Annotated in this window: 25 protein-coding genes, 1 other RNA gene and 1 pseudogene; 9 read left to right on the top strand and 18 right to left on the bottom strand. The window is 40.9% G+C overall.

The window, feature by feature from the left end:
• Positions 1-157: 157 nt before the first annotated feature.
• Positions 158-1,594, top strand: coding sequence for a flavin monoamine oxidase family protein (locus tag BV11031_RS07620; RefSeq protein ID WP_010330576.1), 1,437 nt, complete (start codon positions 158-160; stop codon positions 1,592-1,594).
• A 429-nt stretch (positions 1,595-2,023) separates the two neighbouring features.
• Here BV11031_RS07620 and xynA read toward each other — a convergent pair whose 3' ends face one another.
• From xynA to BV11031_RS07580, 8 genes and pseudogenes are all read right to left on the bottom strand, one after another.
• Positions 2,024-2,665 carry an endo-1,4-beta-xylanase XynA gene (gene xynA / locus BV11031_RS07615; protein WP_010330575.1) on the bottom strand — a complete coding sequence of 214 codons (642 nt, stop codon included), beginning with the start codon at positions 2,663-2,665 and terminating at the stop codon, positions 2,024-2,026.
• Between the two features lie 482 nt (positions 2,666-3,147).
• Positions 3,148-3,513, bottom strand: a pseudogene (locus tag BV11031_RS07610) (DUF6998 domain-containing protein); the annotation flags it as partial.
• 4 nt (positions 3,514-3,517) lie between these two features.
• Complete coding sequence (locus tag BV11031_RS07605) at positions 3,518-3,772, bottom strand: SunI/YnzG family protein (RefSeq protein WP_010330573.1); 255 nt, start codon at positions 3,770-3,772, stop codon at positions 3,518-3,520.
• A 496-nt stretch (positions 3,773-4,268) separates the two neighbouring features.
• Entirely contained in the window at positions 4,269-4,601 is a 333-nt protein-coding gene (csaA, locus tag BV11031_RS07600; protein WP_010330572.1) for a chaperone CsaA, read from the bottom strand.
• A 64-nt stretch (positions 4,602-4,665) separates the two neighbouring features.
• A complete protein-coding gene (locus BV11031_RS07595; RefSeq protein ID WP_082246378.1) occupies positions 4,666-5,391 on the bottom strand; it encodes an AraC family transcriptional regulator in 726 nt (241 codons plus the stop codon).
• A 434-nt stretch (positions 5,392-5,825) separates the two neighbouring features.
• Positions 5,826-6,527, bottom strand: a complete 702-nt coding sequence (locus tag BV11031_RS07590) for an MBL fold metallo-hydrolase (protein ID WP_010330569.1) — start codon at positions 6,525-6,527, stop codon at positions 5,826-5,828.
• A gap of 80 nt (positions 6,528-6,607) precedes the next feature.
• Positions 6,608-7,093 (bottom strand): GyrI-like domain-containing protein, encoded by a 486-nt coding sequence (locus BV11031_RS07585; RefSeq protein ID WP_010330568.1) that lies wholly within the window; start codon positions 7,091-7,093, stop codon positions 6,608-6,610.
• A gap of 53 nt (positions 7,094-7,146) precedes the next feature.
• A complete protein-coding gene (locus tag BV11031_RS07580) occupies positions 7,147-8,085 on the bottom strand; it encodes a helix-turn-helix transcriptional regulator (RefSeq protein ID WP_010330567.1) in 939 nt (312 codons plus the stop codon).
• Between the two features lie 198 nt (positions 8,086-8,283).
• Between BV11031_RS07580 and csk22 the strand changes: the two genes are divergently transcribed.
• On the top strand, positions 8,284-8,829 hold the full coding sequence (gene csk22, locus BV11031_RS07575) for a mother cell-specific sporulation protein Csk22 (protein ID WP_010330566.1): 546 nt from the start codon (positions 8,284-8,286) through the stop codon (positions 8,827-8,829).
• A gap of 26 nt (positions 8,830-8,855) precedes the next feature.
• Here csk22 and czrA read toward each other — a convergent pair whose 3' ends face one another.
• Positions 8,856-9,179 (bottom strand): Zn(II)-responsive metalloregulatory transcriptional repressor CzrA, encoded by a 324-nt coding sequence (gene czrA, locus BV11031_RS07570; protein ID WP_026014533.1) that lies wholly within the window; start codon positions 9,177-9,179, stop codon positions 8,856-8,858.
• Positions 9,180-9,370: 191 nt separating this feature from the next.
• On the opposite strand from czrA, the gene BV11031_RS07565 reads away from it, so the two are divergent.
• Positions 9,371-10,048: a lysozyme family protein gene (locus BV11031_RS07565; protein WP_010330563.1), complete on the top strand. Its 678-nt coding sequence runs from the start codon at positions 9,371-9,373 to the stop codon at positions 10,046-10,048.
• An 86-nt stretch (positions 10,049-10,134) separates the two neighbouring features.
• On the opposite strand, the gene BV11031_RS07560 is transcribed toward BV11031_RS07565, so the two are convergent.
• Both BV11031_RS07560 and BV11031_RS07555 read right to left on the bottom strand, forming a co-directional pair.
• Positions 10,135-10,671, bottom strand: coding sequence for a DUF420 domain-containing protein (locus tag BV11031_RS07560; protein WP_010330562.1), 537 nt, complete (start codon positions 10,669-10,671; stop codon positions 10,135-10,137).
• A 137-nt stretch (positions 10,672-10,808) separates the two neighbouring features.
• Complete coding sequence (locus BV11031_RS07555; RefSeq protein ID WP_010330561.1) at positions 10,809-11,591, bottom strand: VLRF1 family aeRF1-type release factor; 783 nt, start codon at positions 11,589-11,591, stop codon at positions 10,809-10,811.
• Positions 11,592-11,764: 173 nt separating this feature from the next.
• Here BV11031_RS07555 and BV11031_RS07550 point away from each other — a divergent pair, with 173 nt between their 5' ends.
• The 6 genes from BV11031_RS07550 to BV11031_RS07525 all read left to right on the top strand — a co-directional run bounded on the left by BV11031_RS07550 (position 11,765) and on the right by BV11031_RS07525 (position 17,851).
• On the top strand, positions 11,765-12,262 hold the full coding sequence (locus BV11031_RS07550) for a GNAT family N-acetyltransferase (RefSeq protein WP_010330560.1): 498 nt from the start codon (positions 11,765-11,767) through the stop codon (positions 12,260-12,262).
• A gap of 62 nt (positions 12,263-12,324) precedes the next feature.
• A complete protein-coding gene (locus tag BV11031_RS07545) occupies positions 12,325-13,302 on the top strand; it encodes a S66 family peptidase (RefSeq protein ID WP_010330559.1) in 978 nt (325 codons plus the stop codon).
• 159 nt (positions 13,303-13,461) lie between these two features.
• Positions 13,462-14,517 carry a Delta(5) desaturase DesA gene (gene desA, locus BV11031_RS07540; RefSeq protein ID WP_121642719.1) on the top strand — a complete coding sequence of 352 codons (1,056 nt, stop codon included), beginning with the start codon at positions 13,462-13,464 and terminating at the stop codon, positions 14,515-14,517.
• A gap of 121 nt (positions 14,518-14,638) precedes the next feature.
• A complete protein-coding gene (gene desK, locus BV11031_RS07535) occupies positions 14,639-15,751 on the top strand; it encodes a two-component sensor histidine kinase DesK (protein WP_039074171.1) in 1,113 nt (370 codons plus the stop codon).
• A gap of 19 nt (positions 15,752-15,770) precedes the next feature.
• Entirely contained in the window at positions 15,771-16,370 is a 600-nt protein-coding gene (gene desR, locus BV11031_RS07530; RefSeq protein ID WP_010331294.1) for a two-component system response regulator DesR, read from the top strand.
• Positions 16,371-16,498: 128 nt separating this feature from the next.
• Positions 16,499-17,851 (top strand): IS1182 family transposase, encoded by a 1,353-nt coding sequence (locus tag BV11031_RS07525; protein ID WP_129550698.1) that lies wholly within the window; start codon positions 16,499-16,501, stop codon positions 17,849-17,851.
• 136 nt (positions 17,852-17,987) lie between these two features.
• On the opposite strand, the gene BV11031_RS07520 is transcribed toward BV11031_RS07525, so the two are convergent.
• The 7 genes from BV11031_RS07520 to BV11031_RS07490 all read right to left on the bottom strand — a co-directional run bounded on the left by BV11031_RS07520 (position 17,988) and on the right by BV11031_RS07490 (position 25,030).
• Positions 17,988-19,577 (bottom strand): solute:sodium symporter family transporter, encoded by a 1,590-nt coding sequence (locus BV11031_RS07520; RefSeq protein WP_010331295.1) that lies wholly within the window; start codon positions 19,575-19,577, stop codon positions 17,988-17,990.
• Between the two features lie 178 nt (positions 19,578-19,755).
• Positions 19,756-20,604, bottom strand: coding sequence for a LysM peptidoglycan-binding and 3D domain-containing protein (locus BV11031_RS07515; protein ID WP_010331296.1), 849 nt, complete (start codon positions 20,602-20,604; stop codon positions 19,756-19,758).
• A gap of 247 nt (positions 20,605-20,851) precedes the next feature.
• A complete protein-coding gene (gene recQ / locus BV11031_RS07510; protein WP_010331297.1) occupies positions 20,852-22,627 on the bottom strand; it encodes a DNA helicase RecQ in 1,776 nt (591 codons plus the stop codon).
• Between the two features lie 141 nt (positions 22,628-22,768).
• A non-coding RNA gene (gene ssrS, locus BV11031_RS07505) (6S RNA) lies at positions 22,769-22,955 on the bottom strand.
• A 232-nt stretch (positions 22,956-23,187) separates the two neighbouring features.
• Positions 23,188-23,814: an FMN-dependent NADH-azoreductase AzoJ gene (azoJ, locus tag BV11031_RS07500; RefSeq protein ID WP_010331298.1), complete on the bottom strand. Its 627-nt coding sequence runs from the start codon at positions 23,812-23,814 to the stop codon at positions 23,188-23,190.
• Between the two features lie 149 nt (positions 23,815-23,963).
• Complete coding sequence (locus BV11031_RS07495) at positions 23,964-24,455, bottom strand: TraR/DksA family transcriptional regulator (protein WP_010331299.1); 492 nt, start codon at positions 24,453-24,455, stop codon at positions 23,964-23,966.
• A gap of 230 nt (positions 24,456-24,685) precedes the next feature.
• Positions 24,686-25,030, bottom strand: a complete 345-nt coding sequence (locus BV11031_RS07490) for a PH domain-containing protein (RefSeq protein ID WP_010331300.1) — start codon at positions 25,028-25,030, stop codon at positions 24,686-24,688.
• Positions 25,031-25,146 lie beyond the last annotated feature (116 nt).

The raw sequence follows: 25,146 nt of genomic DNA, 5'->3' as shown, positions 1-25,146 counted from the left end.
GATATTTTTCAATATATTCACAGCACAACATATTGTTTTTAAACGAGAATATATGTCCGTTTGGCATTCCTAACACAAAAGTTGTGAACAGAACGTGATAAACGCCCTTTTCACTGAATATAATGTCATATATTCATAAAAGAGGTGCTTCCAAAAAGTGACTTCTCTAACAAATGAAGACATGGTGAAGATCATTAGAAACGGACTTAACGCATCACATCATCCAAAGCATATTATTGTTGTGGGAGCTGGATTGGCCGGGCTGGTATCAGCATCTTTGCTGAAAAATGCCGGACACAGAGTAACGATTCTTGAAGCGAGCGGCAGAGCAGGCGGCCGTGTCCGCACGTTGAGATCTCCCTTTAGTGATGGTTTGTACTTTAATGTTGGCCCGATGCGCATTCCGAATATCCATATGTTAACCTTAGAATATATTAAAAAATTCAGGCTGCCGACAAATGTATTTATCAACAAAAGCCCAATGGACATCATTTATACAAATGGGATCAAAACACGTCTCCATCTTTTTGAACGACATCCTCAGATCTTAAGATACCCCGTTGCACGAAACGAACAAGGAAAAACCGCTGAAGAGCTGTTGCTTTCTGTATTACAGCCTATTCTGCATTTTATTTATCAAAATCCTGCGAGAAATTGGCTGATTGTTGAAAAACAATACAAAAATGACTCGTTAAGCTCGTTTTTAAGCACTTATTTTTCATATGGTGCGATCGATATGATTGGTGTCCTACTGGATATGGAAGCGTATATGGGGATGTCCCTTGTTGAGGTGTTACGGGAATCCATCCTTTTTACTTCGCCCACTCACTTCTATGAAATAACAGGCGGCATGGATCGGCTTCCTTACGCGTTTCTTCCTCAACTAAAAACAAATATTCTATACCATCAAAAAATGATGAAAGTGTCTCAAAATGCGACTAGTGTTACGATCCATTGTCGGCACCAACAAACAGCAGAACATGTAACGTTCACAGCTGATCTCGCTATTATCACCATTCCTTTTTCAACATTGCGATTTGTGAAGGTCGAACCATACCATTCATTTTCCTACTATAAACGAAGGGCTATTCGTGAACTGAACTATATGAGCGCAACAAAAATCGGCTTAGAGTTTAAAAGCCGATTTTGGGAAAAAGCCGGACAGCGCGGCGGCAAATCGATTACTGATCTTCCGATTCGTTTTTCGTATTATCCAAGCACTGGTATTGGAGAAAATGGACATGCTGTTGTTCTGGCGAGTTATACGTGGGCGGACGAGGCACTGATGTGGGACAGTCTTTCAGAAGGAGAGCGTATTCAGTATTCGTTACTGAATTTATCTGAAATATATGGCGATATTGTATGGGCTGAGTTTGTGTCGGGCGCCTCTTTTAGCTGGAGTCAAAATCCTTATTCTGCGGGAGCCTTTACAGCTATGGAACCAGGTCAAGAATTAGAACTGTATCCCTATATGCCTGTCCCTGAGGGAAGAGTTCATTTCGCTGGAGAACACGTCTCACTCACTCATGCGTGGATGCAAGGTGCAATTGAATCCGGAATCCGTTCCGCTTATGAGATCAATCGTTTATCTTAGATCTTGCTCTGTGCTAAATTTTGTTGTCTATAACAAAGAAATCCTTACATTCGTTCACCCGCCATGCTATTTCATATAGCGATGAGCTGAATTGTGTAAGCCGATGTACATGCCCTTTGCGGCGCACACGAATGTGGCGTGTCAAAAGAGGTACTACAAAGCCATACACAGCGCAGTTCATCGCTTTTTTTATTTGGTCAGGTTACAAGTGAGGTCACACTTTTAAAATCCATCTTATCTGCTGCTTCTACTTGCATTGTTGGAAGTGCGTGACATATGTTCTTAATGTTTGTTTAATAATCATTTACCATTGAAGTCATATATTAGGATTCCAGCAAAAAGACCGTCGCTTCTTAGTAACTCACAATAACAAATGACAAAAACTCTTAAGGAACGATCAGCAGCCCGTTAGCTACCCGTGATGACCTGTTACCACACTGTTACGTTAGAACTTCCACTACTTTGATAGCCCTCTGTCGCTAAGACTTGGTAAGACCAATTACTACCCAGATTCATTCCGTGACTCTTCCATGCGTTAACATGATTGCTGAAAGTGATTGTAGCGTTGCTTCCAGTTGGTCTCTTCGACTGGCGAACACTCCAGTACTGGGTAAAAGTAGTGTTATCGCCATCAATGGATGGAGCATTATAACGTGTAGTTGTATATATGTCATATACACCCCCATCACTGTATACCGTACCTTTATACGTTCCAGTAGGTCTATAAGTACCCCATGAATCCACTACATAATATTCTATGAGAGGTGATCGCGTCCAACCATATAAAGTCAAATATCCATTGCCTTTCGGCGCCCAAACGCCAGCGTTATAGTTTATTGTCCTAAATGGAGAACCTGTAGTCCAACCTTTACCAACAACAAAATTTCCGGTATTAGACCAATTCACACTGTAATTTCCGCCAGACCCATTGACAGCGTTTACTATTCCGCCCCCATCCGTCCAATTTTGCCAGTAGTCTGTGCTAGCTGCAGAGGCGGTTGACGAAAACAAACTAATACTCATGAAAGCTGCCGTTAATCCAACTAAGAATTTCTTTTTAAGCTTAAACATATGTTACCTCCTTTATATTTTTTCTGATTTTGCATGAGGTGGCACTCGTACATGTTTAAACCATTCTTACTTACTAAGCCGAAAGCTTTTGATCGTTCCCTTCAATATAATACCATGAATTCACGAGTGAATATGATGAGTATTTGTAATTTAATTACAAAGGACTAAATTTGCATGATAGGTGGTCTTGTTTCACTTGCTTCAATCTGGCCAAAGAAAAGAACTTAGAAGGAATCGTACTCAAGAAAGTGACTCTCTTTATGAAATTAATAAACAGTACACAGTTGGCGATAAGTAATTAATGATGAATACACCGATGTTCTTCTTACTTCTGTCTTATTCTGAAGAGACTGCTAAAATTAGATCAAGTCAAAAGCACGATAACCTCATCGTATGTTGATGCTAAAGAAAAACCAGAGTTCAAAGATCAAGCATGTGAATAGTAAAGAAACATCCCCTTTATTTTGAGGGGATGGTTGCTTTCAAACAATTGTTTTATTGAATTGATACTCTCTATTAAGTTTCTTTAGTTGTCCAATACTAACTTCATATTTACCTCCGTAAACTTTACTGATTGTTTTCACTTCTTCCTTTGGCCCAAAATAAATAATGTTAAAATCATCAAAATCATTATTTGTATTTTGATTTATGGGAATAAAACCACTTAATTGAGCTGTTGTTTTTACACTAATTCGTCTGCTATTACTCACAACATCAAATCCGTCATGATTCGTTTGACGTGCCAGAGTGCCATTGGTTTGAAGTGCACAAATGAATTCACCAATCCTGCCAATTAAATGCCTCAATTCTGTAGGATTACAGTTTAATATATTCATTTCATATCTCAGGTGGTCAGTAAGAAACAATTTTACTCATAATTGAAGCAGCATTAGTGGTGAACAAAATGTAAGTATTATTTGTTGTTTTAATTACTACCCTATCCGTTGAGCCGTAAGGAAACCCAATCCTGACTGCGCTTTTCTCCTCTCCCCCATAGTTTGGGTCAAGGAATACATCGTTAATTTCTTTGATTGGAATTTCAATTTTGGTTAGCTGCCAATTGATTATTAAGTTTTCATTTGATTTTTCAACGTTGATTCCCAGCATAAAACATTCCCCTTTTGACTTTGAGTTCAGTAAAATTTTAACATACGCCAGAAAGTCTTAAAGAGAAATGCAATGATATTAAAGAAAAATTAAATTTACAATAACCGCATTCACTTTGAGCCTATCGTTGGCAGCTTGTAGCTCAAATGATGCTGAAATAGTGCGCACAGCATAAAGAAATTCAATAAGTCTCAAAAGCTGCATTGATCATGACTGGGTTTGGAACATCCTATCACAAAAAACCAACTCGCTATTACTCAATACTCCAATCCTAATATGTACATCTACATGACAGTAAATATAGAAAAATAAGATACGGATCATCAAAATGACAAAGTAACTCTTGCATTTCTGCAGCCGCCATGCTATATTCATATAGCGATGAGCTGAATTGTGTAAGCCGATGCACATGCCCTTGCGGCGCACACGAATGTGGCGTGTGGTGCATCGCCTCAATACGCAAAGACGTTTGCCTTAGGCAAACGTCTTTTTTGTGTTATCCGATTTTTGTGCCGTTTGGGACTGGCTGCCCCGGCTGCAGCAGGACAACGTCGCCCTGCCCGGGTATGCCGCCAAGAACCAGTACTTCCGATTTAAATCCTGCAATCCGGCGCGGTGGAAAGTTGACGACTGCTATGATTTGCTTGTTGATCAGGTCTTCTGGCTGGTAGCGCTTTGTGATTTGCGCACTGGACTGTTTCATGCCGATTTCTGCTCCAAAATCAATCACAAGCTTAATCGCCGGGACTCTTGCTTCAGGAAATTCCTCCGCTTTTACAATCGTGCCTGTTCTGATATCCAACTTCTCAAAATCTTCAATGACTGCCATATCGATAACCCCTTTTTCTCCCATTATAAAAGAGATCTCCAATGTTTGTTTAACCAAAAAACGATCATTTTTTATCCAAATATAAGGTGTTTTGATATAGACGGGGCGGCATGCCTGTCCTTTGTGTAAACCATCTTGTAAATGAAGAGAGATTTTGAAAGCCCAGCACCTCGCTGACGACAGTAAGGGTTTCCTTTTTCTCCATCAGCATTCGTTTCGCTTCCTCAAGACGAAGATCAGCGATATAGTTCTGCGGCGACTTCCCCGTCTGCTTCTTGAACCAGCTTGAATAGTAGGCTGGGTGATAATGCTCGATGTCTGCCAGCTTTTTAATCGTCAGCCGCTCAAATAAATGGCTGTGAATGTAGACAATTGAGGCGTAGGTGTGGGATTGCAGTTTTTCTTTTATGTATTGAACAAGCATATGCAGCGAGTTTGCAGTGCCCGCTTTTGCTTCCTCCGTCAGTAAATACCTGATGGAAGACCAGAAAGGATCAAGTGCAGCTTCAATTCCCGATCCCGCATGATACTCATCAATTTTCATCGCATAAAGCGGAACATCCAGTACAAGACACTCATTTCTGCCAATTGAACGGAAACGATGCTCGCACTCAGGCGGAATATACAAAAAATGATCCGGCTTTAATTTCACCTCGCGCCCCTCCGTCTCAAGATCAATACTCCCTTCAAGCGGAAAAAGAAATTGGCTGTACGCATGCCGATGTGAATGATAAAGACGTGTATATGTCCGTTTTTCGCAAATGATCTCTTGAAGCGAGTCCATCAGCAATCCCCTCCTCTCCTTTGGTCTTCTTTTCATTCGGGAACGGTATTCCGACATTTCATATAAAGACTGCCGCCCTTATAATACTTTGACATTATACAATATTCAGAAATATAAGACTATACATCATATTTTTATTGTCTATTAATAATCCTGACAAATACGTCCGAATTGAAAATGGCAGCTTTCTGAAATATCCTCTTACGTTCAAAAGCTTCTTTTGTGATGAAAACCGTAAAGCCTTGCACCAGGCTTCTTGTCGCGCGAATGGCAGCCTCTTCGTCTGTATAACTGTTTTCAACGAGCTTCAAAGACAAGCTAGACATTTTGGTCTGAGATTTTGCCCTTTCGTTCTGAACCTTAAGGAAAACTGCTTCATAATATTCTTTATTTAAACTGCAAAATCAACAGATGCATGAGCTAAAGAAGGCGTAGCGGAATCACCCTATCTTTGCTTTTTGGATGGCCTGGCGCATCCGTTCTGCGGGTGATCTCAGGAAATTCCCATGTCCCACCGCGAGACACGAAGGCGCCTTGTCGGTGAGCAATTGTGCGCTTTTAATGGCTTCCTCCTTATTCCATGTGCCGAAGGCGGGAAAAGGAAACGTCCATTTCACCTGGCCTGATACAGCAATTCCTCCGCGCAATTGAAACGCATCACCAGCTATGATTGTGCCGTTTCTTGTATCAATAAATGACATGCTGCCCGGTGTATGGCCCGGTGTGGGGATCGCAAGCAGTGAACCGATTGTTTCATCGCCTGTCAGCAGCTGGTGAGGCTTTGTTTGCACGTGTTTCGGAATACCTCCTTTTATAGATGTCTGCGGCTCATCATGACGCAGCGATGTGTCGCCTTGCAGCAGAAAAGAATCCCGTTCTGAGATCATCACCTTTGCATGGGGAAATGCTTCTGTCAATGCATCCAGTGAGCCGACATGATCCCCATGTGCATGGGTCAGTAAAATATGCTGAAGGGGCTTTCCCAGCTGATTTACAGCTTGAATGATTCCTTTATAGCTGCCCGGTAGTGCGGCATCAATAAGGGTGACTTCATTTTCTTCCTCTACTAAATAGCAATTGACCGGAAATAATGCCGGCAAGAAAGTCAGCTGCCAAACCGTTTGATGCTGAGTCACTCTCATTTATTTAGTCCCCCTATTAAAAAACGAATGGTGTTAGTTTTATTATGGACTAACATCATTCGTTTTCTCAAGCATTCAGTTCATGAGTGTTTTATGGCGACATATATGCGAACTTGCGCCCGCTGAGGTACTGCTGCACTTTGATCGTACATTTCAAAGTCACCTGTAAATGTGCGGAGATGACGCTTATCCCAAGACCAAATTTCCTTCCACGTTTCAAGCACAACTTCTTCAATAGGACCGATTCTGGAAGTGAAAACGGCATAATCGGAAGCTGGCAAATCAATGGTTTCATAGGGTTCCGAAAGAGTGCTACTTTCCTTCTGAAACGTACCGACTGAAAATGTGTAGAGCCCATTCGTCTCCTGTTCGTAATTGGAATATAAGGCGATAATGTTTTGATCTTTCTCAGCCTGCGAGAATAGAGCGCTCATATCGAGCTGCCAGAATTGATCCCACAGTGCCGGAATCCGCCTTTGTTCCGTCATTTCCAAAGCATTGGTGGTCCGTTGTGAAAGCCCGGCAAACCGTTTCTGTTCTAAGTGTGTCATATGTGAAAAACTCATACGATCCCTCCTTTTTACCTAGATTATAAAAAAAGAAACCTGACAGCAGTGTGTCAGGTTTCATAAACTTTTTGCATTTGATGAATGGTATCTTTTACTTTATCCCGTATATGGAGAGGCTTCAGAATCTCAATATCCTTTCCGAACTGCAGCAAAAACCCGATCAGCCATTGATCGTCTGGAAGAGAAATGACTGCCCGGCAAATTTCATCTTTATCATAATGAAGAACTTCATTTCCGAACCATTCCCGTATGCGCTGGCGTGCTGCCGGCTGAACAAGAATGACCAGTTCAGTTAAGCGGTCCTTTTGGTACCAATTCTTATCCCATGGCAAGGTATCCAGCTGAATGTCTTTTCTGGTGAATGATTGATATAAAATGGTCAGATCATTCATCCGATTCAATTTAAAAAAGCGAAAATCGTTTCTAATCAGGCAATAGGCGTATAAATACCAGTGTCCCGCCTTGCAAACCAACGTGTAAGGTTCCGTTTGACGATGAAGTGTTTCCCCGCTTGCGTTTGTATATGTAAATGATATGGTTGACAATTGATCAATGGCGGCGCTGATATTCTCACGAAGCGCCTTTTGATCCTCAGTTTGGCCCCAAGCCGTCATGTCAATAAACCATTTTTCAGTTTGGTGCTGAAATGCTTCAGCAGACTTCTCCGGTATAAGATGCTTGATTTTTTGATAAGCTGTACTGTGAGAGGCGGGTTCATACATAGACGAGACACTCTGCAAAGCAGAAGCAATCGCAAATAACTCCTCCTCTTTCAGCCACTCTCTCTCAAGCCGATACGACTCCATAATGCCAATTCCGCCTCCGGAGCCCTGTGAGGTCACAATTGGAATACCAGCTCTATTGATCGTCTCAATATCACGGTAAATTGTTCTTACAGATACTTCAAACATCTCAGCAAGTTCAGCGGCCTGTACTTGTTTTTTACTGATTAATAACACAACCATTGCTAACAAACGTTCCAATTTCATTTTGCGCACCTTTTCTTCCATTGTTTTACAAAAAAAATCTATCTTAACATTTTCATAAAGCTTGGGCATATCTATTATGCGGCCCAACGAAATCCCGCATATGGTATGAATACAGGGGTCTCCCCTTCTTTTTTGTGTCAAGTATTACTATTTTGAACCGGATAAGCATACACTTCTCAACGGAGGGGATTTCACATCATGCATCTTACACTTCAAAGCATTTATCCTGCCATGATTATTATCTTTTTTCTGTATAAAAAAATTAAAAGGTCCATCGGATATCAGCCGCTGAGGCCTCGCTGGCTGTTCACCCGTATGATTCTTTTCTCACTGTTTGCTTTCGGTCTTTCAATCTTCAGCATCATTCATCCGTCTTTATATGGTTATCTCATTTTCGGCACTCTTGGCGGCTGGCTTCTTGTCTTTTTCGCCAAAAGAAACATCTCCTTTGAAAAACGCAGAGGAAAAATTTACTTTCGCACTCATATTTGGGTAGAAATGATTCTTTTAACCTTATTCCTTTCTAGATTTCTGTATCGAGTGACAGAGCTGTATCATACTTCACCTGATTTAAACAGCCTTGGATCGTACAGTCAGTCAATCGGAACGGATCCTCTGACAATTGGCGTCTTTTTTCTAATAGCTGTTTATTATATCGGTTTTTCTTCGTTCGTCATCAAGCTCAGCAGAAACGAACTCGATCAGAACGGACAGAATAAAGCAAAAGACATCCTTGCCCGCTAACAGCGATAAACGCAAGGATGTCTTTTTTAATCATGTTGGGTATGATGGATCATTTGCTGAAGAACATCTAAAACGTGTTCATCCTCCGGAGAGTAATAAATGGATGTTCCTTCTCTTCGCGATTTGACAAGCCGGAGATTTTTTAAGAATCTGAGCTGGTGGGAAACGGTGGATTGCAATAAATTCAGTTTTTCTGCAATTCCGTTTACAGCATGTTCACCTTGGGATAATAAATGGAGAATCCTGATTCTGGTCGGATCAGAAAGCGCTTTGAACGTTTGCGCGACAAGAAACAAGGTTTCCTCGTCCAGATCAGCAGCCGCCCGCTCCATTTCTCTAAATTCAGTCATCTGTATCACCTTTCTTTATTCATAGTTTTATTTTATAACAAATGTGCTTGGGTGCAAACCAGCCGCCTGTGTTCCAATTCAATCTCATAGGTTAAATTTATGTTTCAAATCAGGTTTTTACTTGGTCTGATATATCGTACTGTGTCATAATAAAGAGGTCATACTGCTCCAAACATTGAGGGTGAAACACAGTGAAGAAAAAGAGAAAAGGCTGTTTCGCTGCTGCGGGTTTTATGATGATTTTTGTCTTTGTCACCGCCTCTTTTTTATTCGTCTTGCTTTTTTTTAACCGGGATTTAATCAAGAAACTTCCGATTGACACGAAAATGATTGTTTTGGAACGTTTAACTGATTATAAACCGCTGGTGGAAGACGAGCTTGAAAATCAAGGACTCACCAATTATACATCACTCATACTTGGCATGATGTATCAGGAGTCAAAAGGAAAAGGCAATGATCCTATGCAGTCCTCTGAATCTCTGGGGTTAAAACGCAATGAGATCACAGACCCTCAACTCAGTGTTAAACAAGGCATCAAGCAATTTACCCTCATGTACAAGACCGGTAAGGAAAAAGGTATGGATTTGGATACCATTATTCAAAGCTACAACATGGGGGCAGGTTACATTGATTTTGTAGCTGAACATGGAGGAACGCATACTGAGGAATTGGCAAAACAATACTCCGAGCAGCAAGTCAAAAGAAATCCCGATCTGTATACTTGCGGGGGAAATGTGAATAATTTCCGCTATCCGTATTGCTACGGTGATTATACGTATGCAGAAAAAGTAAAAGAAAAAACAAAAACTGTTGAAGAATCTTTACAGGTTGCAACACTTGAAACCATGGAATCAGAGGCCCATAAATAGGAGTCTATCCATTTGCACGCAAAAGCCCAACTATTTGGGCTTTTGGCATGTCTACAAGCACAAAAAAGCCATACTGAGTATGGCTTTTAATAATACGGTGATATCATCAGATATACAATAACGCCTGTAAGACTTACATACAGCCACAAAGGCATTGTCCATCTGGCTATTTTTTTATGGCGCTCGACCTGCATGCTAAAGCCTCTGATCAGTGTAAACAGCGCAAGCGGCACAATGACTGCAGAAAGGACGATATGCGAAATTAAGATAAAGAAGTAAATCGGACGCATGATACCTTCCCCGCCATACAGCGTATTCTCCGCGATCGAATGGTAAACAACATAACAAACCAAAAATAGTAATGTTGTTGTAAAAGCTGCTAGAATAAAGCGTTTATGAGCTTTAATATTTTTCTGTTTAATCATCATCAGCGCGGCCAATAAAAAGATAAATGTAAAGCTGTTGAATATCGCATTCAGCATTGGCAAAATGTGAATATTCGCATGGCTGAACTGGTCTAATTTAGGCATAAAAAACAGCACTGCGATTAAACCGTTAATCAGAACTGTCAGCGTAAGGACAATCCCCGTATAATTTTTCGGTTTATTTTCTGTTTGATTCATTTGATGATCTCTCCTATTTGTACTGACTATCCAAATCGTATGCAAATTCAAAGAGGTTGTCAACGTTTTCGAATGCTTCGTCAGAAATTAGACACACTTCAAAGGCCGGCAGCTTGCAGCCCCGGCCCTGTTCGATTTCACGCCTCTTTGATTAAATGCTCAACAGCTTTATGTTCATTTTCATTCAACAGGTTCTTTTGGATTTTCGAATGAATCGGTTTATTCATATGCTGATCCAAAATATCCGCTGTTTCTTTATCACCGGCGATAACCATTCGTTCCCATCTTTTCGCGGCTGCTTTTTGATCAAGGTTGGCAGCCAGCCGCTTATACAGTCTTGTTTGGTTTTCCGTTACATGTTCCCTCATTCGATCCTCTTCAAACGGCACCGCTTTTTCTGCAGAGGAATGGCGATTCTCCCAAGACTCATTGATGATATCATACTCATAATGCTCAACCGCCTCAATTTTACCTAAAACGGTTTCAATAATTTTCACTTCATGCTGCTGCGTTAAAATAAACGCCGTGCTTGGGTATGTTTGACGCAAATCCCTCAACTGATCCAGAACAGCTGTTTCTTCCCAGTAAAATCTTGTTTCTACAGGGATTTGTAGCTTTATTGGTTCCCATATACCGCTATCGGAAACAAAAAACACGAGACTTCGGGGCATATCCTTCCCCATTTTATTAAGGTATTGATTAATCTTCGTTCTGATCCCTTCCAGACACTTCTCTTCCTCTGGATCACTTGCTGCCAAATACTCTTTTAATCGGCCAAATCCTGACTTTAGGGCAATCTTCCATTCTCCCCCCTGCTGCTCGGGATCTCTCATGTCTGTATTGAGATATAGGGAGAGAATTTTATCGGGCGGTTCCAATTGGACATAGTGTAATTTCTTAATCAATGAATCAATCGCCATTCCAATTCCTCCTTTTTCAACAAGTTAGTTTTCTTTTTCCTCTCTTAGAAACAATCAAACCTTACTTTGCGCTAATTTCTACTAATAATGGATTTGTTATTTACAGATGCCCCTTTCATCTAATACAATTGATAACTGTGTTTCTAAAACGGTTTGTTGAAAGGAGTTTGGTCTTGTTTACTGTTAAAGAAAAAAATCGCGAAGAACTAGAGGAAGAACTGCATGATTTAGAATTTCAAATTTACCGCATGCAGGAGAATATGAAGGATCTATCTAAAGATGCCAAAGTGCTTGGTATTGATCAATCGAAACATGAAGAATGGATGATTGTTTCCTCGATTGATGATGGCCAAACATGCAAAATTATGCTTACTGATTGTAAAACGGCTTATAGAGGAAAAGACTGTTTTTCACTTGTAGCGTCCTACAAGGAAGATGCCATTCATATCGGCGACATAAAAGGCCCTCCGAATCACGGGTTTGGTTCCATTTGTATGAAATATATAAAAGATATCGCCAGAGACCACAATATCCCAAAAGTCACCGGGGACATTGCCAAACGGGATTGGAATCATGTAGACCGGCTGATTCATTTTTATGAAAAACATGAATTTACAGTATGCATTGATCATGATACACAATCAGGCAGCATTAAGTGGGTTGATTTGTAAAAAGTCTGGAAGAATGAACCAAGGTGTGCTCTAATGGTGTAAAACCATTGTTGGAGGAATCTATGTACGCCTCAAAACTGAAAAAGGGAGACGAAATCCGGATCGTGTCTCCCGCGACCAGCATGTCTCTATTATCAAATGAAACAAAAATTCAAGCAAAAACGGCGTTAGAACGATTAGGTTATCGGGTAACCATTGCTGAACATGCAAATGAATGTAACGAGTTTGATTCATCCTCTATTGAATCAAGAGTCCATGATCTGCACGCTGCCTTTTTCGATCCAGGTGTCAAAGCGATTTTAACGACACTCGGCGGTTTCAATTCAAATCAGCTGCTGCGTTATCTTGATTACGATAAAATCAAACAGCATCCAAAAATTCTGTGCGGGTATTCCGATATCACGGCTCTTTGCAACGCCATCTATCAAAAAACGGGCCTTGTTACGTATTCAGGCCCCCACTTCTCAACATTCGCAATGAAAAAAGGACTCGACTATACAAAAGAGTATTTTCTTTCTTGCTGCGCTTCGGACAGTCCGTTTGAGGTTCACCCTTCTGGCGAATGGAGCGATGATCGCTGGTATTTGGATCAAGAAAACAGGCGCTTTTATCCTCATGAAGGCCCTGTTGTGATCCAAGAGGGTTTTGCGGAAGGCACCTTGATTGGCGGAAACCTATGCACACTTAATTTGCTGCAGGGAACGGAGTATTTTCCTGAAACAGAGAATTCCATCTTATTGATTGAAGATGATCATATGTCAGACATCCATATGTTTGACCGTGATCTGCAATCGCTCATCCACCTCCCCGCTTTTTATCATGTGAAGGCGATTTTGATCGGCCGATTTCAAAAAGCATCCAATGTATCAATAGAACAGGTAAAAGCCATGATTGGAACAAAAAAAGAATTATCCGGCCTCCCAATCATCGCAAATATAAATGCCGGCCACACCTCACCAATTGCCACGTTTCCTATAGGGGGAACATGCAGGATAGAAGCTGTTTCAGGTGCATCACGAATATGGATCGATAAACATTAATCAACTTGTAAATTATTTTACAAGCTTTTTTAGCGTAAACAGTGATGCAAGCGGCACGACATGACAAATGTCATATAGGGTGTATGATGGGTGCTACTACAAAGAACTCCTCTCATTCGCGTATACTTAACCGAGACACACAATGAGAGGATACTTACTATGACTGAACAAACCACTGCGCAAAAACAAAAACAGCTGACAAAGCAAGTCGCTGCTTTTGCTAAGCCCGAAACAAAAAACAGCCTGATTCAGCTTTCGAACACGTTTATTCCTTTCTTTGGACTATGGTTTCTTGCTTATCTGTGCCTCAATGTCTCCTATCTCCTTACGATAGCATTAACAGTGATTGCCGCAGGATTTTTGACAAGGATCTTTATCATCTTCCATGACTGCTGCCATCAATCATTTTTCAAACAAAAGCGCTATAACCACATACTCGGTTTTGTGACTGGTGTCCTGACTCTCTTCCCTTATCTTCAATGGCAGCACAGCCATTCGATTCATCATGCGACAAGCAGCAATCTGGATAAACGCGGAACAGGAGACATCTGGATGTTAACTGTAAACGAATATCAAGCTGCATCCAGACGAACAAAGCTTGCATACAGACTTTATAGAAATCCGTTTGTCATGTTTATTCTCGGACCGATTTATGTTTTTCTGATTACGAACCGTTTTAACAAAAAAGGGGCAAGACGTAAGGAGCGTGTTAACACTTACCTTACAAATCTGGCAATCGTGGCATTGGCTGCTGTTTGCTGCCTAATCTTTGGCTGGCAATCGTTTTTACTGGTGCAAGGCCCTATTTTTCTGATCTCAGGCTCAATCGGTGTATGGCTCTTTTATGTGCAGCATACCTTTGAAGATTCTTACTTTGAAGCGGATGAAAATTGGAGTTACGTGCAGGCAGCTGTGGAAGGCAGTTCATTTTACAAACTCCCGAAACTGCTTCAATGGCTCACAGGAAATATCGGGTACCACCACGTACACCATTTGAGCCCCAAGGTTCCTAACTATAAGCTTGAAGTTGCACATGAACATCACGAGCCATTAAAAAACGTACCGACAATCACCTTAAAAACGAGTTTGCAGTCACTTGGTTTCCGCCTTTGGGATGAAGATAAAAAACAATTTGTATCATTTCGGGATATCAAACATATCCCTTCCAGCCTTCCGCCTGATTCAACAGAAAAACAAAAGCTGCGGAACGCCTGATGATGAAGGAGGTCTTCTCTTATACACAAGAAGGCTTCCTTTTTATTATTCAAGGGTGCATTCTAGCTTTCGCAATGATAAAGTTACATGTAAGATGAAAAGCTGAAAATGAGGGAATATCATGATTAAAAAGCATTTTACATTTCAAAAACTAAACGGGATTACGCCCTATATATGGACGATATTTTTCATCCTCCCCTTCTACTTTATATGGAAATCATCATCTACATTTGTTATCATCATCGGCATCATTTTGACGCTTTTGTTTTTTTCGGTATATCGATTTGCTTTTGTTTCAAAAGGCTGGTCCATTTATTTGTGGGCGTTTTTGTTAATCGGCATTTCAACCGCCTCGATTACGCTGTTCAGTTATATTTATTTTGCTTTTTTTATCGCGTATTTTATTGGAAACATAAAAGAACGTGTCCCTTTTCATATTTTATATTACGTCCATTTAATAAGCGCAGCCGTTGCAGCCAATTTCAGCCTCGTATTAAAAAAAGAATTCTTTCTGACTCAGATCCCTTTTGTCGTCATTACCCTCATTAGCGCGATTTTATTGCCCTTCAGTATCAGAAGCCGCAAGGAACGCGAACGACTGGAAGAAAAACTAGAGGATGCAAATGAACGGATTGCTGAGCTGGTGAAATTAGAAGAGCGGCAGCGAATTGCCCGTGACCTCCACGACACACTAGGGCAAAAGCTGTCTCTCATCGGTTTAAAAAGTGACTTGGCGAGAAAATTGATATACAAAGATCCTGAACAAGCAACACGTGAACTGAAAAGCGTTCAGCAAACAGCGAGAACGTCTTTAAATGAAGTCAGAAAAATCGTATCTTCCATGAAAGGCATCCGGCTCAAGGATGAAATCATAAACATTAAACAAATTCTTGAAGCAGCCGGCATTACGTTTATCTACGAGGAAGATCAATTGCCAAAAAATATCTCATTGCTTAATGAAAACATATTGAGCATGTGCTTAAAAGAAGCTGTCACTAATGTCGTCAAACACAGCCAAGCTAAGAACTGCCGAGTCGACATTCAGCAGCTCTGGAAGGAAGTTGTCATTACAGTGACTGATGATGGAACATTTCAAGGTGAAGAGAAGTACTTTTCAAAAGGACACGGCCTGCTTGGCATGAGAGAACGTCTTGAATTCGCAAACGGACACCTTCACATTGATACAAAAAACGGCACCACGCTTACCATGTCAATTCCTAATAACTCTAAATAAACAAAAAAGGGTGACTTACATGATTCGAATATTTATTGCGGAAGATCAGCAAATGCTCTTAGGCGCTTTAGGATCACTTCTGAATTTAGAAGATGATATGGAAGTCGTCGGCAAAGGGACAAACGGTCAAGACGCTGTTGATTTTGTCAAAACACATCAGCCTGATGTATGCATCATGGACATAGAAATGCCTGGAAAAACGGGGCTTGAAGCTGCTGAGGAGTTAAAAAATACAGGCTGCAACATTATAATCTTAACCACTTTTACCAGACCCGGCTACTTTCAGAGAGCCATTAAAGCTGGCGTTAAGGGCTATTTGTTGAAAGACAGCCCGAGCGAAGAGCTCGCGAGCGCCATCCGAAGCGTCATGAACGGAAAACGCATTTATGCACCTGAGTTGATGGAAGACATATACAGCGAAGCTAATCCTCTTACAGACAGAGAAAAAGAAGTGCTCGAACTTGTCGCTGACGGTAAAAACACAAAAGAAATCGCTCAGGAGCTCAGCATCAAAAGCGGGACAGTTCGAAATTATATCTCAATGATTCTAGACAAACTTGAAGTAAAAAACCGAATAGAAGCCATTACCCGCTCAAAGGAGAAAGGCTGGTTTAAATAAAAAGGATCTTGGCAAATGCCAAGATCCTCAGGCTGTCGAGAAAATCTCGACAGCCTTTATTTTTCCTTAAAATATCCATTCTTCTGTAATAAAATAAAAGAAAGACTAAAAAGGACGGTGTCTTTCTCATGTTCCACACAAGAAATTCTTCTCAAAACGCAGCTGAATTTGTTCTGCTTGACCAACTCGTCGAAGAGGATCACCTGCTTCGAAAAATTGATAAACACATTGACTTCTCTTTTATCATTGAAAAGGTTAAGCCTTACTACAGCGAAAACAAAGGCCGCCCCTCACTCGATCCGCTGATTTTATTCAAAATGATGTTTATCGGCTACCTCTACGGTATCCGTTCAGAAAGACAGCTTGAAAAAGAAATTTATTACAATATGGCGTACAGATGGTTTTTGGGCCTGAATATCAATGACCCAGTTCCGCACCACTCCACCATCAGCTGGAACAGACGCACACGCTTTAAAGATACAACGATTTTCCAAGACATTTTTGATGAGGTCGTTCTTCAGGCCATCAATCATGATATGGTGGGCGGACGTGTCCTTTTCACTGATTCAACTCATCTGAAAGCCAATGCCAACAAGCACAAATACACAAGAAAAACGATTGAACAGGATACACAAAACTATATCAAAGATTTAAATGAAGCCATTCAAGAAGATCGAGAGGAGCACGGAAAAAAGCCATTACCGGCCAAAGAGGAGGTGAAAGCTGAAAAAGAGATCCGCCACAGTACCACTGATCCGGAAAGTGGTTATATGTATCGCGAAAACAAACCGGAGGGTTTCTTTTACTTAGATCACCGAACAACGGATATGAAACATAACATTATCACCGACGCCTATGTTACGCCTGGAAATGTCCATGATTCTGTGCCTTATCTTGACCGATTAGATCACCAAATTGCACGATTTGATTTTGAAGTAGAAGCCGTCGCTCTTGATTCTGGTTATTTGACGACTCCGATCTGTAAAGGGTTAGCTGACCGCCATATTTTTGGCGTTATTGCGCATAGACGATATCACCCTACTAGAGGCTTGTTTCCAAAATGGAAGTTTCATTATGACAGTGAAAAAGACAGATACATTTGCCCGAACCAGCAAACACTTACATACTCAACAACTGACCGAAAAGGCTACCGGTCATATAAATCAAATCCTGAAACCTGTTCCGCGTGCCCATTGCTTGAACAATGCACAAGATCAAAGCACCGCCAAAAGGTCATCACCCGGCATGTATGGGAGGACCACAAAGAAAAGGTCAGACAAAATCGCTTATCTGTTTCAGGAAAAACCCTCTATAAAAAAAGAAAAGAAAAAATAGAGCGAAGCTTTGCAGATTCAAAACAGCTGCATGGGCTTCGCTATTGCAGGTTGAGGGGAAAACGGAATGTGAGTGAACAAGTTCTCCTCACAGCCGCATGCCAGAACATGAAGAAGATTGCCACATACCTAGCTAAGCAGAGCTAGGTATGTGGGAGCTCTTTTTCAGTTTTTGAAATCCGCTGAACAACTAAAGAAACAGCAGAAAACAAAAAAGGCTTGTAGAAAAAACGTCGTTTTCTCTACAAGCTGAGGATCTTGGCAAATGCCAAGATCCTTTTTGCTAACCCGCAATTCCCCATGGTGAAAACAAAAGATACGTCGCCGCAACCAGAATCAAAATGATGCCTGACGCCAGTTTTACGTGTTTCCAAGGTGTGACATCCACTTGCGGGTTGTGATCAAGCTTATAATCCGTTTCCCTCGGATACAGCTTTCCTGTCAGAAGCATCACAGCCACTGAAAATGGAAAGAGCACGGCAAGGATGTATAGAAAATGAATGTGCCCTAAATAGATTTTTGATAAGCCGTATAAAAGAATATGGGCTGGTATTGCTATTTTCACAGCTAAAGCCGGCACTTTTTTTGTAAAGAATCCAATGACAATCGCCGCTAATATCGGAACATTAAAAAATCCGAACATCTCTTGAAGATAGTTGTACAGCCCTGATGGCGCATATAAAATAAAAGGCGCAATGACAATCGAAACGAGCCCGAGAACCGCGACAAAAATCCGTCCTGTTTTGACGAGATCAGCTTCATCTGCATGAGGCTTAAATACCGGTTTGTATATATCTAGAGTAAACAACGTAATGGTACTGTTCAGAGAGCCGTTGAACGAGCTTAAAATCGCTCCGAATAATATAGCGGCAAATACACCGGTAAGCGATGCAGGCAATAAATCGACGATCAGCCGAGGATATACACTGTCAGCATTTCCAATGCCGCCTCCATATAAATGAAAGGCAATCACTCCAGGCACGACTAAATAAAACACGCCAATCAGTTTAAAGAAACCTGCTAAAAGAGCGCCCTTTTGCCCTTCAGCTAGATTTTTCGCTCCTAATGTCCGCTGAACGATCGCTTGGTTAACAGCCCAGTAAAAGAGATTGTTCACTAAAAGCCCTGTTAAAATCGTTGGCCACGGCACATCTGCCGAATTGCTGATATCAATTGAATTGAGTTTTTCCGTATGTAAAGTGGTCAGTTGCGCAACTCCGCCCCCAAAGCTGCCCTGCCCGACTGCAAGAACACCTAATACCACAATAAAAAAACCGCCTAAAATTAATCCGATTCCGTATATGGCATCCGCTGATGCAGCGGCTTTCAATCCGCCGAAAAAGATATAACAGCAGCTCGTTACGCCAATGATTAAGGATATCAGCAAGACAGCCATAAATGTACTGATGCCAAATGTCTCTGTAATGCGGAATACTTGATTCAACACAAGAGCCCCTGAATACAGTACTGTCGGCAGGAATGAAACAGCGTATCCGATAATAAGCAGCACGGAAACGATCTGCCTTGTTCTTTGGTCAAACCGCTTCTCTAGAAAATCAGGTATGGTAGTAATTCCTGTTTTTAAATAACGGGGCAAAAAGACAAGTGCCAGAAAAATTAACGCAAGCGGCGCACTCGCTTCCCATGACATCGCTGTCATAGACCCTGCATAGCTTTGTCCGTTTAACCCAACCATCTGCTCGGTTGATAAATTGGTTAACAGCAGCGAACTTCCGATATATAACGCAGTAAGACTTCTTCCCCCGAGGAAATATCCATCGGACGATTGCAAGTTGACCTCCTTTGTTCTCCGCCATGAAAATAGAAATATCCCAATATTGATAATCAGAAAAGATACAATAATCCAAAGCAACAGTCAGCAACTCCTTCTGCACATAGTTAGATGATAGGGACATATACCATCTACCCATTTTTCACACGCGAAAAACATCAGGTGCGCTTTTCTTTTATCAGCATAAGATAGAAACATAGCTATACAAACGAAAAAGACACAAGCCAAGAGCTTGCGTCTTTTATCACAATCTATATGATTAGTTTAAGATTTTTACATTTACAGTTTTGACGCCCCAATTGGATGCATCACTTTTATTAGGTACAAATACGTCGATTTTATTTCCTTTAATAGCGCCGCCAGTATCTCCTGCTGTTGCTTCACCGTAGCCTTCAACATAGACTTTAGAACCTAAAGGAATCACATTAGGATCAACCGCGATGACTTTCGCGTTCGGGTTCTTGTTTAAGTCAATGCCTGTTGCTGTAACGCCGGAAATGCCGCCGTCGTTAGCAGTATAAGCAGTAGCCGTAACTGTTAGCTCTTTTGAAGCTTCTTGATGATTTGTATTTGATTGAACAGCCTTTTCTTCTGTAGGAACAGAAGTTTCTGCTGCAGCCTTTGTTTCTTGTTTTGGTTGTTGTTTAGGTTGCTCTTTTTGCACAGCTTCTTGTTTTGCTTCAGTTTGAGGTGCGCTTGTTTGCGTATTCTCAGTAACCGCAGTTGCTGCTGTCGCCTGACCTTTTACTGATAGTGTTGATCCAGCATAGATCATGTCAGAGCTTAAGTTATTCCAAACTTTCAGGTTGTTGACTGTCGTTCCGAATTGTTGAGCAATCTTTGTCAGCGTGTCTCCCGCTTTAATTGTATATTGCCCAGTAGTGGTTGTTTCTTCTGAAGAAATGGTCAGTTTTTCTCCTGCAATGATTTTATCAGAAGTTAACTTGTTCCATTCTTTTAAGTCCTTTAGGTTCACTCCGTTTTTCTGAGAGATTCCCCAGAGCGTATCACCCTTTTGCACCGTGATTTCTTTTGCAGAAGCGTGAGCTCCGAATGCAGTTGATGAAAGTGCAGCAACTGCTACAAAGGACATAATCGTCTTCTTCATAAGTAAATCCTCCCTTGTTAGCTTTTTATTGGCGGCTAACAGGTGCTATCGTAACACACGTAAATGTCAAATCAATAACAAAAAGATATGATTTAGATTACAGTTCCTTTACATGAAGGAATTCTCTCGGCTGGAAAGACTTGCTGAACCCTTGGTATCATAGGCTTCATAAGTCGTTTTCATTTGAGGCGAAAAAGAGAAAATAAAATGTGTTTTTTATAGAAAAAAAGGTTGATTTCCTATTTTTTTAGTCTGTCACTCTTGCATAAGCTTGTATTTCCTGTAAAAAAAGCCGGCCGTATTTTGCTCTTTTTTGTTCACCGACTCCTTTTATTGACAAAAGTTCCTCGTCATTTACAGGCTGTTTGCCTGACATTTCTTTTAATGTTTGGTCAGAGAAAACGACAAATGGCGGAACCCCCTGCTCTGCTGCAATTTCTTTGCGAACCATCCGCAGACGCTCAAACAGTTCATCATTTTCAGTAATCGCAGCCGCTTTTATTGCTTCTTTTCTTGTTACAGATAATTCCCCTCTCAGTACATTGCTTCCTTTACTGCTGACTATAAGAGTCGGAAATGTTCCATCTGACATCCTAATGAAATCGTCAGAAATCAGAAATTCGATAAAGTCACTGATTTCCCCTACTGATTGGTGTTTTAATATCCCGTATGTTGAGAGATCGGTAAAGCCGTTTTCAAGAACTTTTTTATTTTTAGACCCGGCCAGCACCTGGGCAACCATCATCTTGCCAAATCGTTCTTTCATGCGAATGATACACGATAAGACCATTTGCGCCTCTCGCGTCACGTCATGGGCCGTCCTTGTATCGGTGCAGTTCCCGCAGTGTCCGCACGCATCAGGCTCCTTTTCTCCGAAATACATAAGAATAAAACGCTGTAGACAATCTTCCGTGTGACAATAGTTGACCATTTGTCTCAGTTTTTTTAGATCCTGCTTTTGTTTCTCTTCATGTTCTGATTGTTCAATTAAAAAACGCTGCACCATAATATCTTGCGGCGAAAACAGGAGAACACATTCGCTTTCAAGACCGTCCCGCCCAGCTCGTCCAGCCTCTTGATAGTAGCTTTCCATATCTTTCGGAATTTGGGCATGCAAAACAAATCTTATATTTGATTTATCAATGCCCATTCCAAAAGCAGAGGTTGCCACCATAACCTGCAGCTCATCATTAAGAAACCTCTCCTGCTGCTCTTTTCTCACATCGTCAGCCAAGCCCCCGTGATACCGCCCTGCACGAATCTGGTTTCGTTTCAGTTTCTCATAAATCCGATCAGCTTCTTTTCGGGTCGCTGTATAAATAATGCCTGCTTCATGTTTGTTTTGCTGCACATATTCATCAATAAAACGGTCCTTATTTTCTCCTTTTGCTACTTTAAACGTTAGATTGTCACGGGAAAATCCGGTATAGACCGTATTTTCTTTATGAATATGAAGCTGTTTGCAGATATCCTCATGGACCTCGGGTGTTGCCGTTGCTGTTAATGCCATGATGACAGGTTTGTCATGTAATTCTCGGAACAATATTTCAATATTCCTGTAGCTTGGCCTGAAATCGTGTCCCCATTGAGAAATACAGTGTGCCTCGTCTATTGCGACTAAGGGCACATCAATCCCCTGTAAAATCCGAATAAACTCAGCGGATGTTAATCGCTCCGGTGTAATGTAAAAGAGTTTATAAGCCCCTTCTTTAAGCCCGTTCAGCCTTCCATATATTTCCTGGTTGGATTGTGTGCTGTTGATATAGGCGGCGCTGATCCCCGCTTCTTCTAACGCATCGACTTGATCCTTCATCAAGGAAATCAACGGCGAAATGACAATCGTCGTTCCTTCAAACATCAGGGCGGGAATTTGATAGCAAATTGATTTCCCTCCTCCCGTCGGCATAATGCAGGCTGTGTTTTGCCTCACTTCCGTCACCGAGCGGATCGCTTCTTCTTGGCCGTTGCGAAGCTTTTCGTAGCCAAAATAATGAGCCAGAAGGGATTGGGCTCTATGTAACATAACGTGTAAACCTCGCTTTTTCTTGAATTTCTCCTATCATATCACAAAAAATCGCCCTTCATTTCTTTCACACTGAAATTGAATTTTCACGATATCAAACCTATTTAGATAAAATAAAAAGCCATTTCCAAAAAGGAAATGGCTTTCGCTACGTCTTGCCGTATGCAAGTAAGAAAGTTTTAAACCACCACTCCTCAAAGTGGGTGTTTGCAGAAGCGTTCCTGTCGTCCTCTACACTGGAGGCATGACATTCCGGCTTCGATATAAAACTCCCTATTACAGCTTAAAGGTTAAAACTTAATTAACAATACGCACAAAGTAGCTTCTTTTATATAGTACACCATCAGTCGATTTTTATCAAGAGCTCAGAACAATTGTTTAGAAAAACTTTTTCCAGCAATAAAAACTGATTTTTCGCTATTATATCTGACGATTCGACAAACACAAAATATATTACAATAAGAAAAACAACCTATTCCGCCACGAGGAATGATCACTTTCTTCTATATAATAGATGTGAACAAAAAACTCCTATCGCAACGATAGGAGTTTCTGCTTCATTAGAATTTTGCAGCAAGATCTTTTGCTTCTTGTAATCCTTTTTCAACAATTGCTTGCGCTTGATCAGGCGCTGCGTTATGTCCTTCGATGACAACTGTGTGCAAGTCTTGAACGCCCCAGAAACCAAGAACTGTTTTCATGAAGTTTAATGACATTTCAAGTGCAGCCATTGGTCCTTCAGAGTAAATGCCGCCGCGCGCGTTAAGAAGCGCAACTTTTTTGTCGCCCATTAAACCAACTGGCCCTTCTTGTGTGTATTTGAATGTAACGCCTGCACGAGACAGGTAATCAACATAAGTATGAAGCACTGCCGGCACTGTGAAGTTCCAAAGCGGGAATGCGAAAACAACTTTGTCAGCTTTTACAAACTGATTGAGATATTTGTCAGCGATTGCTGCTTGTTTTTTCTCTTCTTCTGTCATGTCCATTCCTTGACCTGCTTTAAACGTTCCGTTAATCATATCTCTTCCAAGGTAAGGAAGGTTTTCTTTATGAAGATCTAATTCAACCACTTCATCAGCAGGGTTGTTTTCTTTATAAGCAGCTAAGAAAGCTTCGTAAAGTTTAGTTGAAACGCCCTCTTCAGCTGTACGATCGCTTGATTTTACAAATAATACTGTAGACATTTGTATTCCTCCCGGTAAACTTTTTATATTTACTTACAAATAGTATGTTACTTTCTTTTCTACCCGAAGTCAATCACTTTATTTTGAATGTGAGATTTATTTCAAAAAAAAGCAAGTACATCTACTATAGGTGTACTTGCTAGCCATTTTCACTTCGAATCTTGTTCTCGATCCAAAATTTCATACGTTTGTGAGCTTTTTTGATCAACTGTTTCTTCATTGGATAAATCTTTTACCTGTTCGTGAAACTCTCTTTCAAATGACGGAGCATCTGTCTCCAAATCATCCTCCGTATTTGCTTGAGCTTCTACTGTCATTCTTGCATAGGGAACGGCTTCAAGCCTTTCATAAGGAATGTCTCGGCCCGTTTTTTCACACACACCATACGTTCCGTCTTTCATTTTTTGTAACGCATGATTGACCTCCTCTAAAAGCTCCCGGTCAATTTCTCTCACCGTTTGGTCTGTCATCCGGTCTGTGACAAGTGTGCCGTGATCCCCCATATGGTTGTCAACTCCGTTCGTTAGCTCCCCCACTTCTTCCGTCATTGATTCTGTTTCCTTTTTCCCGTCAGACAATTCCTTTTTCATATCGAGTAATTTATGGTAGAGATGCTGTTTTTGTTCTTTTGTCAGTGTCATATGTATCCTCTCCTTTCTATCCTGTTTCCCGTTTTGGCTCCTGTCAAACATGGGAACTTTGATGGAAAGGAGAGCTGCTGCTTTTTTACGGATTCTGACCATCGGCGATTATGAAATGTTTAGGTTTTCTTTATTTCCCTTCTCCTCTTGCCGTACACGGTATGTGCACTCTGCTCTGTTTTTACATAAAAAAAGCCTAACCATTTTTGAACGGCTGGCTCATCAAATATTCAGCTGCATAAGTGCTTTGTCAGCACAGCTTGAACTTCGCTTAAATCGGTGTCTTTCGCAAATTCTAATTCAAAGGTTTTACTTCTTGTCATCAATAAAAGTCCAGTGTCTGGATCAAACATGCCCGCTTCTTGGATCGCAAAGCTTTCAATTGTTTTATATGGTAGAAATACACGAACTTTCTTTTTAGAAAACATCTTATTGTCAAAGAAAATAATCCGTTTATTTGTAAAGCAAATTTGGTCAACCCGGAGCTTATAAATCGATTCTATTCTTTCCCCTTCAACGAGCAAAGCTTCAAGCTTCTTTGCGTCCGTTGATCTGTTAACAGAAAAAATACCCAATGAAGAACCCCTCTTTCTGCATTTATCTATTTGTTTTATCATTCATTACATAAAAATAAGTCCTTTATCCCTATATAAGAATACGACATAGAACACATTTAAACCATTACGAACAG

The sequence above is a fragment of the Bacillus vallismortis genome, assembly GCF_004116955.1.
In the GTDB taxonomy this organism is placed as follows: domain Bacteria; phylum Bacillota; class Bacilli; order Bacillales; family Bacillaceae; genus Bacillus; species Bacillus vallismortis.
This window is presented reverse-complemented; position numbering and strand designations above follow the sequence as displayed.

Coding starts and splice junctions, on each gene's coding strand:
- BV11031_RS07515 (WP_010331296.1), bottom strand. CDS start 20,604: ATGAAGAAGACGATTATGTCCTTTGTAGCAGTTGCTGCACTTTCATCA.
- csk22 (WP_010330566.1), top strand. CDS start 8,284: ATGCATCTTACACTTCAAAGCATTTATCCTGCCATGATTATTATCTTT.
- BV11031_RS07545 (WP_010330559.1), top strand. CDS start 12,325: ATGTACGCCTCAAAACTGAAAAAGGGAGACGAAATCCGGATCGTGTCT.
- recQ (WP_010331297.1), bottom strand. CDS start 22,627: ATGTTACATAGAGCCCAATCCCTTCTGGCTCATTATTTTGGCTACGAA.
- desR (WP_010331294.1), top strand. CDS start 15,771: ATGATTCGAATATTTATTGCGGAAGATCAGCAAATGCTCTTAGGCGCT.
- czrA (WP_026014533.1), bottom strand. CDS start 9,179: ATGACTGAATTTAGAGAAATGGAGCGGGCGGCTGCTGATCTGGACGAG.
- BV11031_RS07590 (WP_010330569.1), bottom strand. CDS start 6,527: ATGAGAGTGACTCAGCATCAAACGGTTTGGCAGCTGACTTTCTTGCCG.
- BV11031_RS07560 (WP_010330562.1), bottom strand. CDS start 10,671: ATGAATCAAACAGAAAATAAACCGAAAAATTATACGGGGATTGTCCTT.
- BV11031_RS07580 (WP_010330567.1), bottom strand. CDS start 8,085: ATGAAATTGGAACGTTTGTTAGCAATGGTTGTGTTATTAATCAGTAAA.
- xynA (WP_010330575.1), bottom strand. CDS start 2,665: ATGTTTAAGCTTAAAAAGAAATTCTTAGTTGGATTAACGGCAGCTTTC.
- BV11031_RS07605 (WP_010330573.1), bottom strand. CDS start 3,772: ATGCTGGGAATCAACGTTGAAAAATCAAATGAAAACTTAATAATCAAT.
- desK (WP_039074171.1), top strand. CDS start 14,639: ATGATTAAAAAGCATTTTACATTTCAAAAACTAAACGGGATTACGCCC.
- desA (WP_121642719.1), top strand. CDS start 13,462: ATGACTGAACAAACCACTGCGCAAAAACAAAAACAGCTGACAAAGCAA.
- BV11031_RS07585 (WP_010330568.1), bottom strand. CDS start 7,093: ATGAGTTTTTCACATATGACACACTTAGAACAGAAACGGTTTGCCGGG.
- csaA (WP_010330572.1), bottom strand. CDS start 4,601: ATGGCAGTCATTGAAGATTTTGAGAAGTTGGATATCAGAACAGGCACG.
- BV11031_RS07555 (WP_010330561.1), bottom strand. CDS start 11,591: ATGGCGATTGATTCATTGATTAAGAAATTACACTATGTCCAATTGGAA.
- BV11031_RS07495 (WP_010331299.1), bottom strand. CDS start 24,455: ATGACACTGACAAAAGAACAAAAACAGCATCTCTACCATAAATTACTC.
- azoJ (WP_010331298.1), bottom strand. CDS start 23,814: ATGTCTACAGTATTATTTGTAAAATCAAGCGATCGTACAGCTGAAGAG.
- BV11031_RS07525 (WP_129550698.1), top strand. CDS start 16,499: ATGTTCCACACAAGAAATTCTTCTCAAAACGCAGCTGAATTTGTTCTG.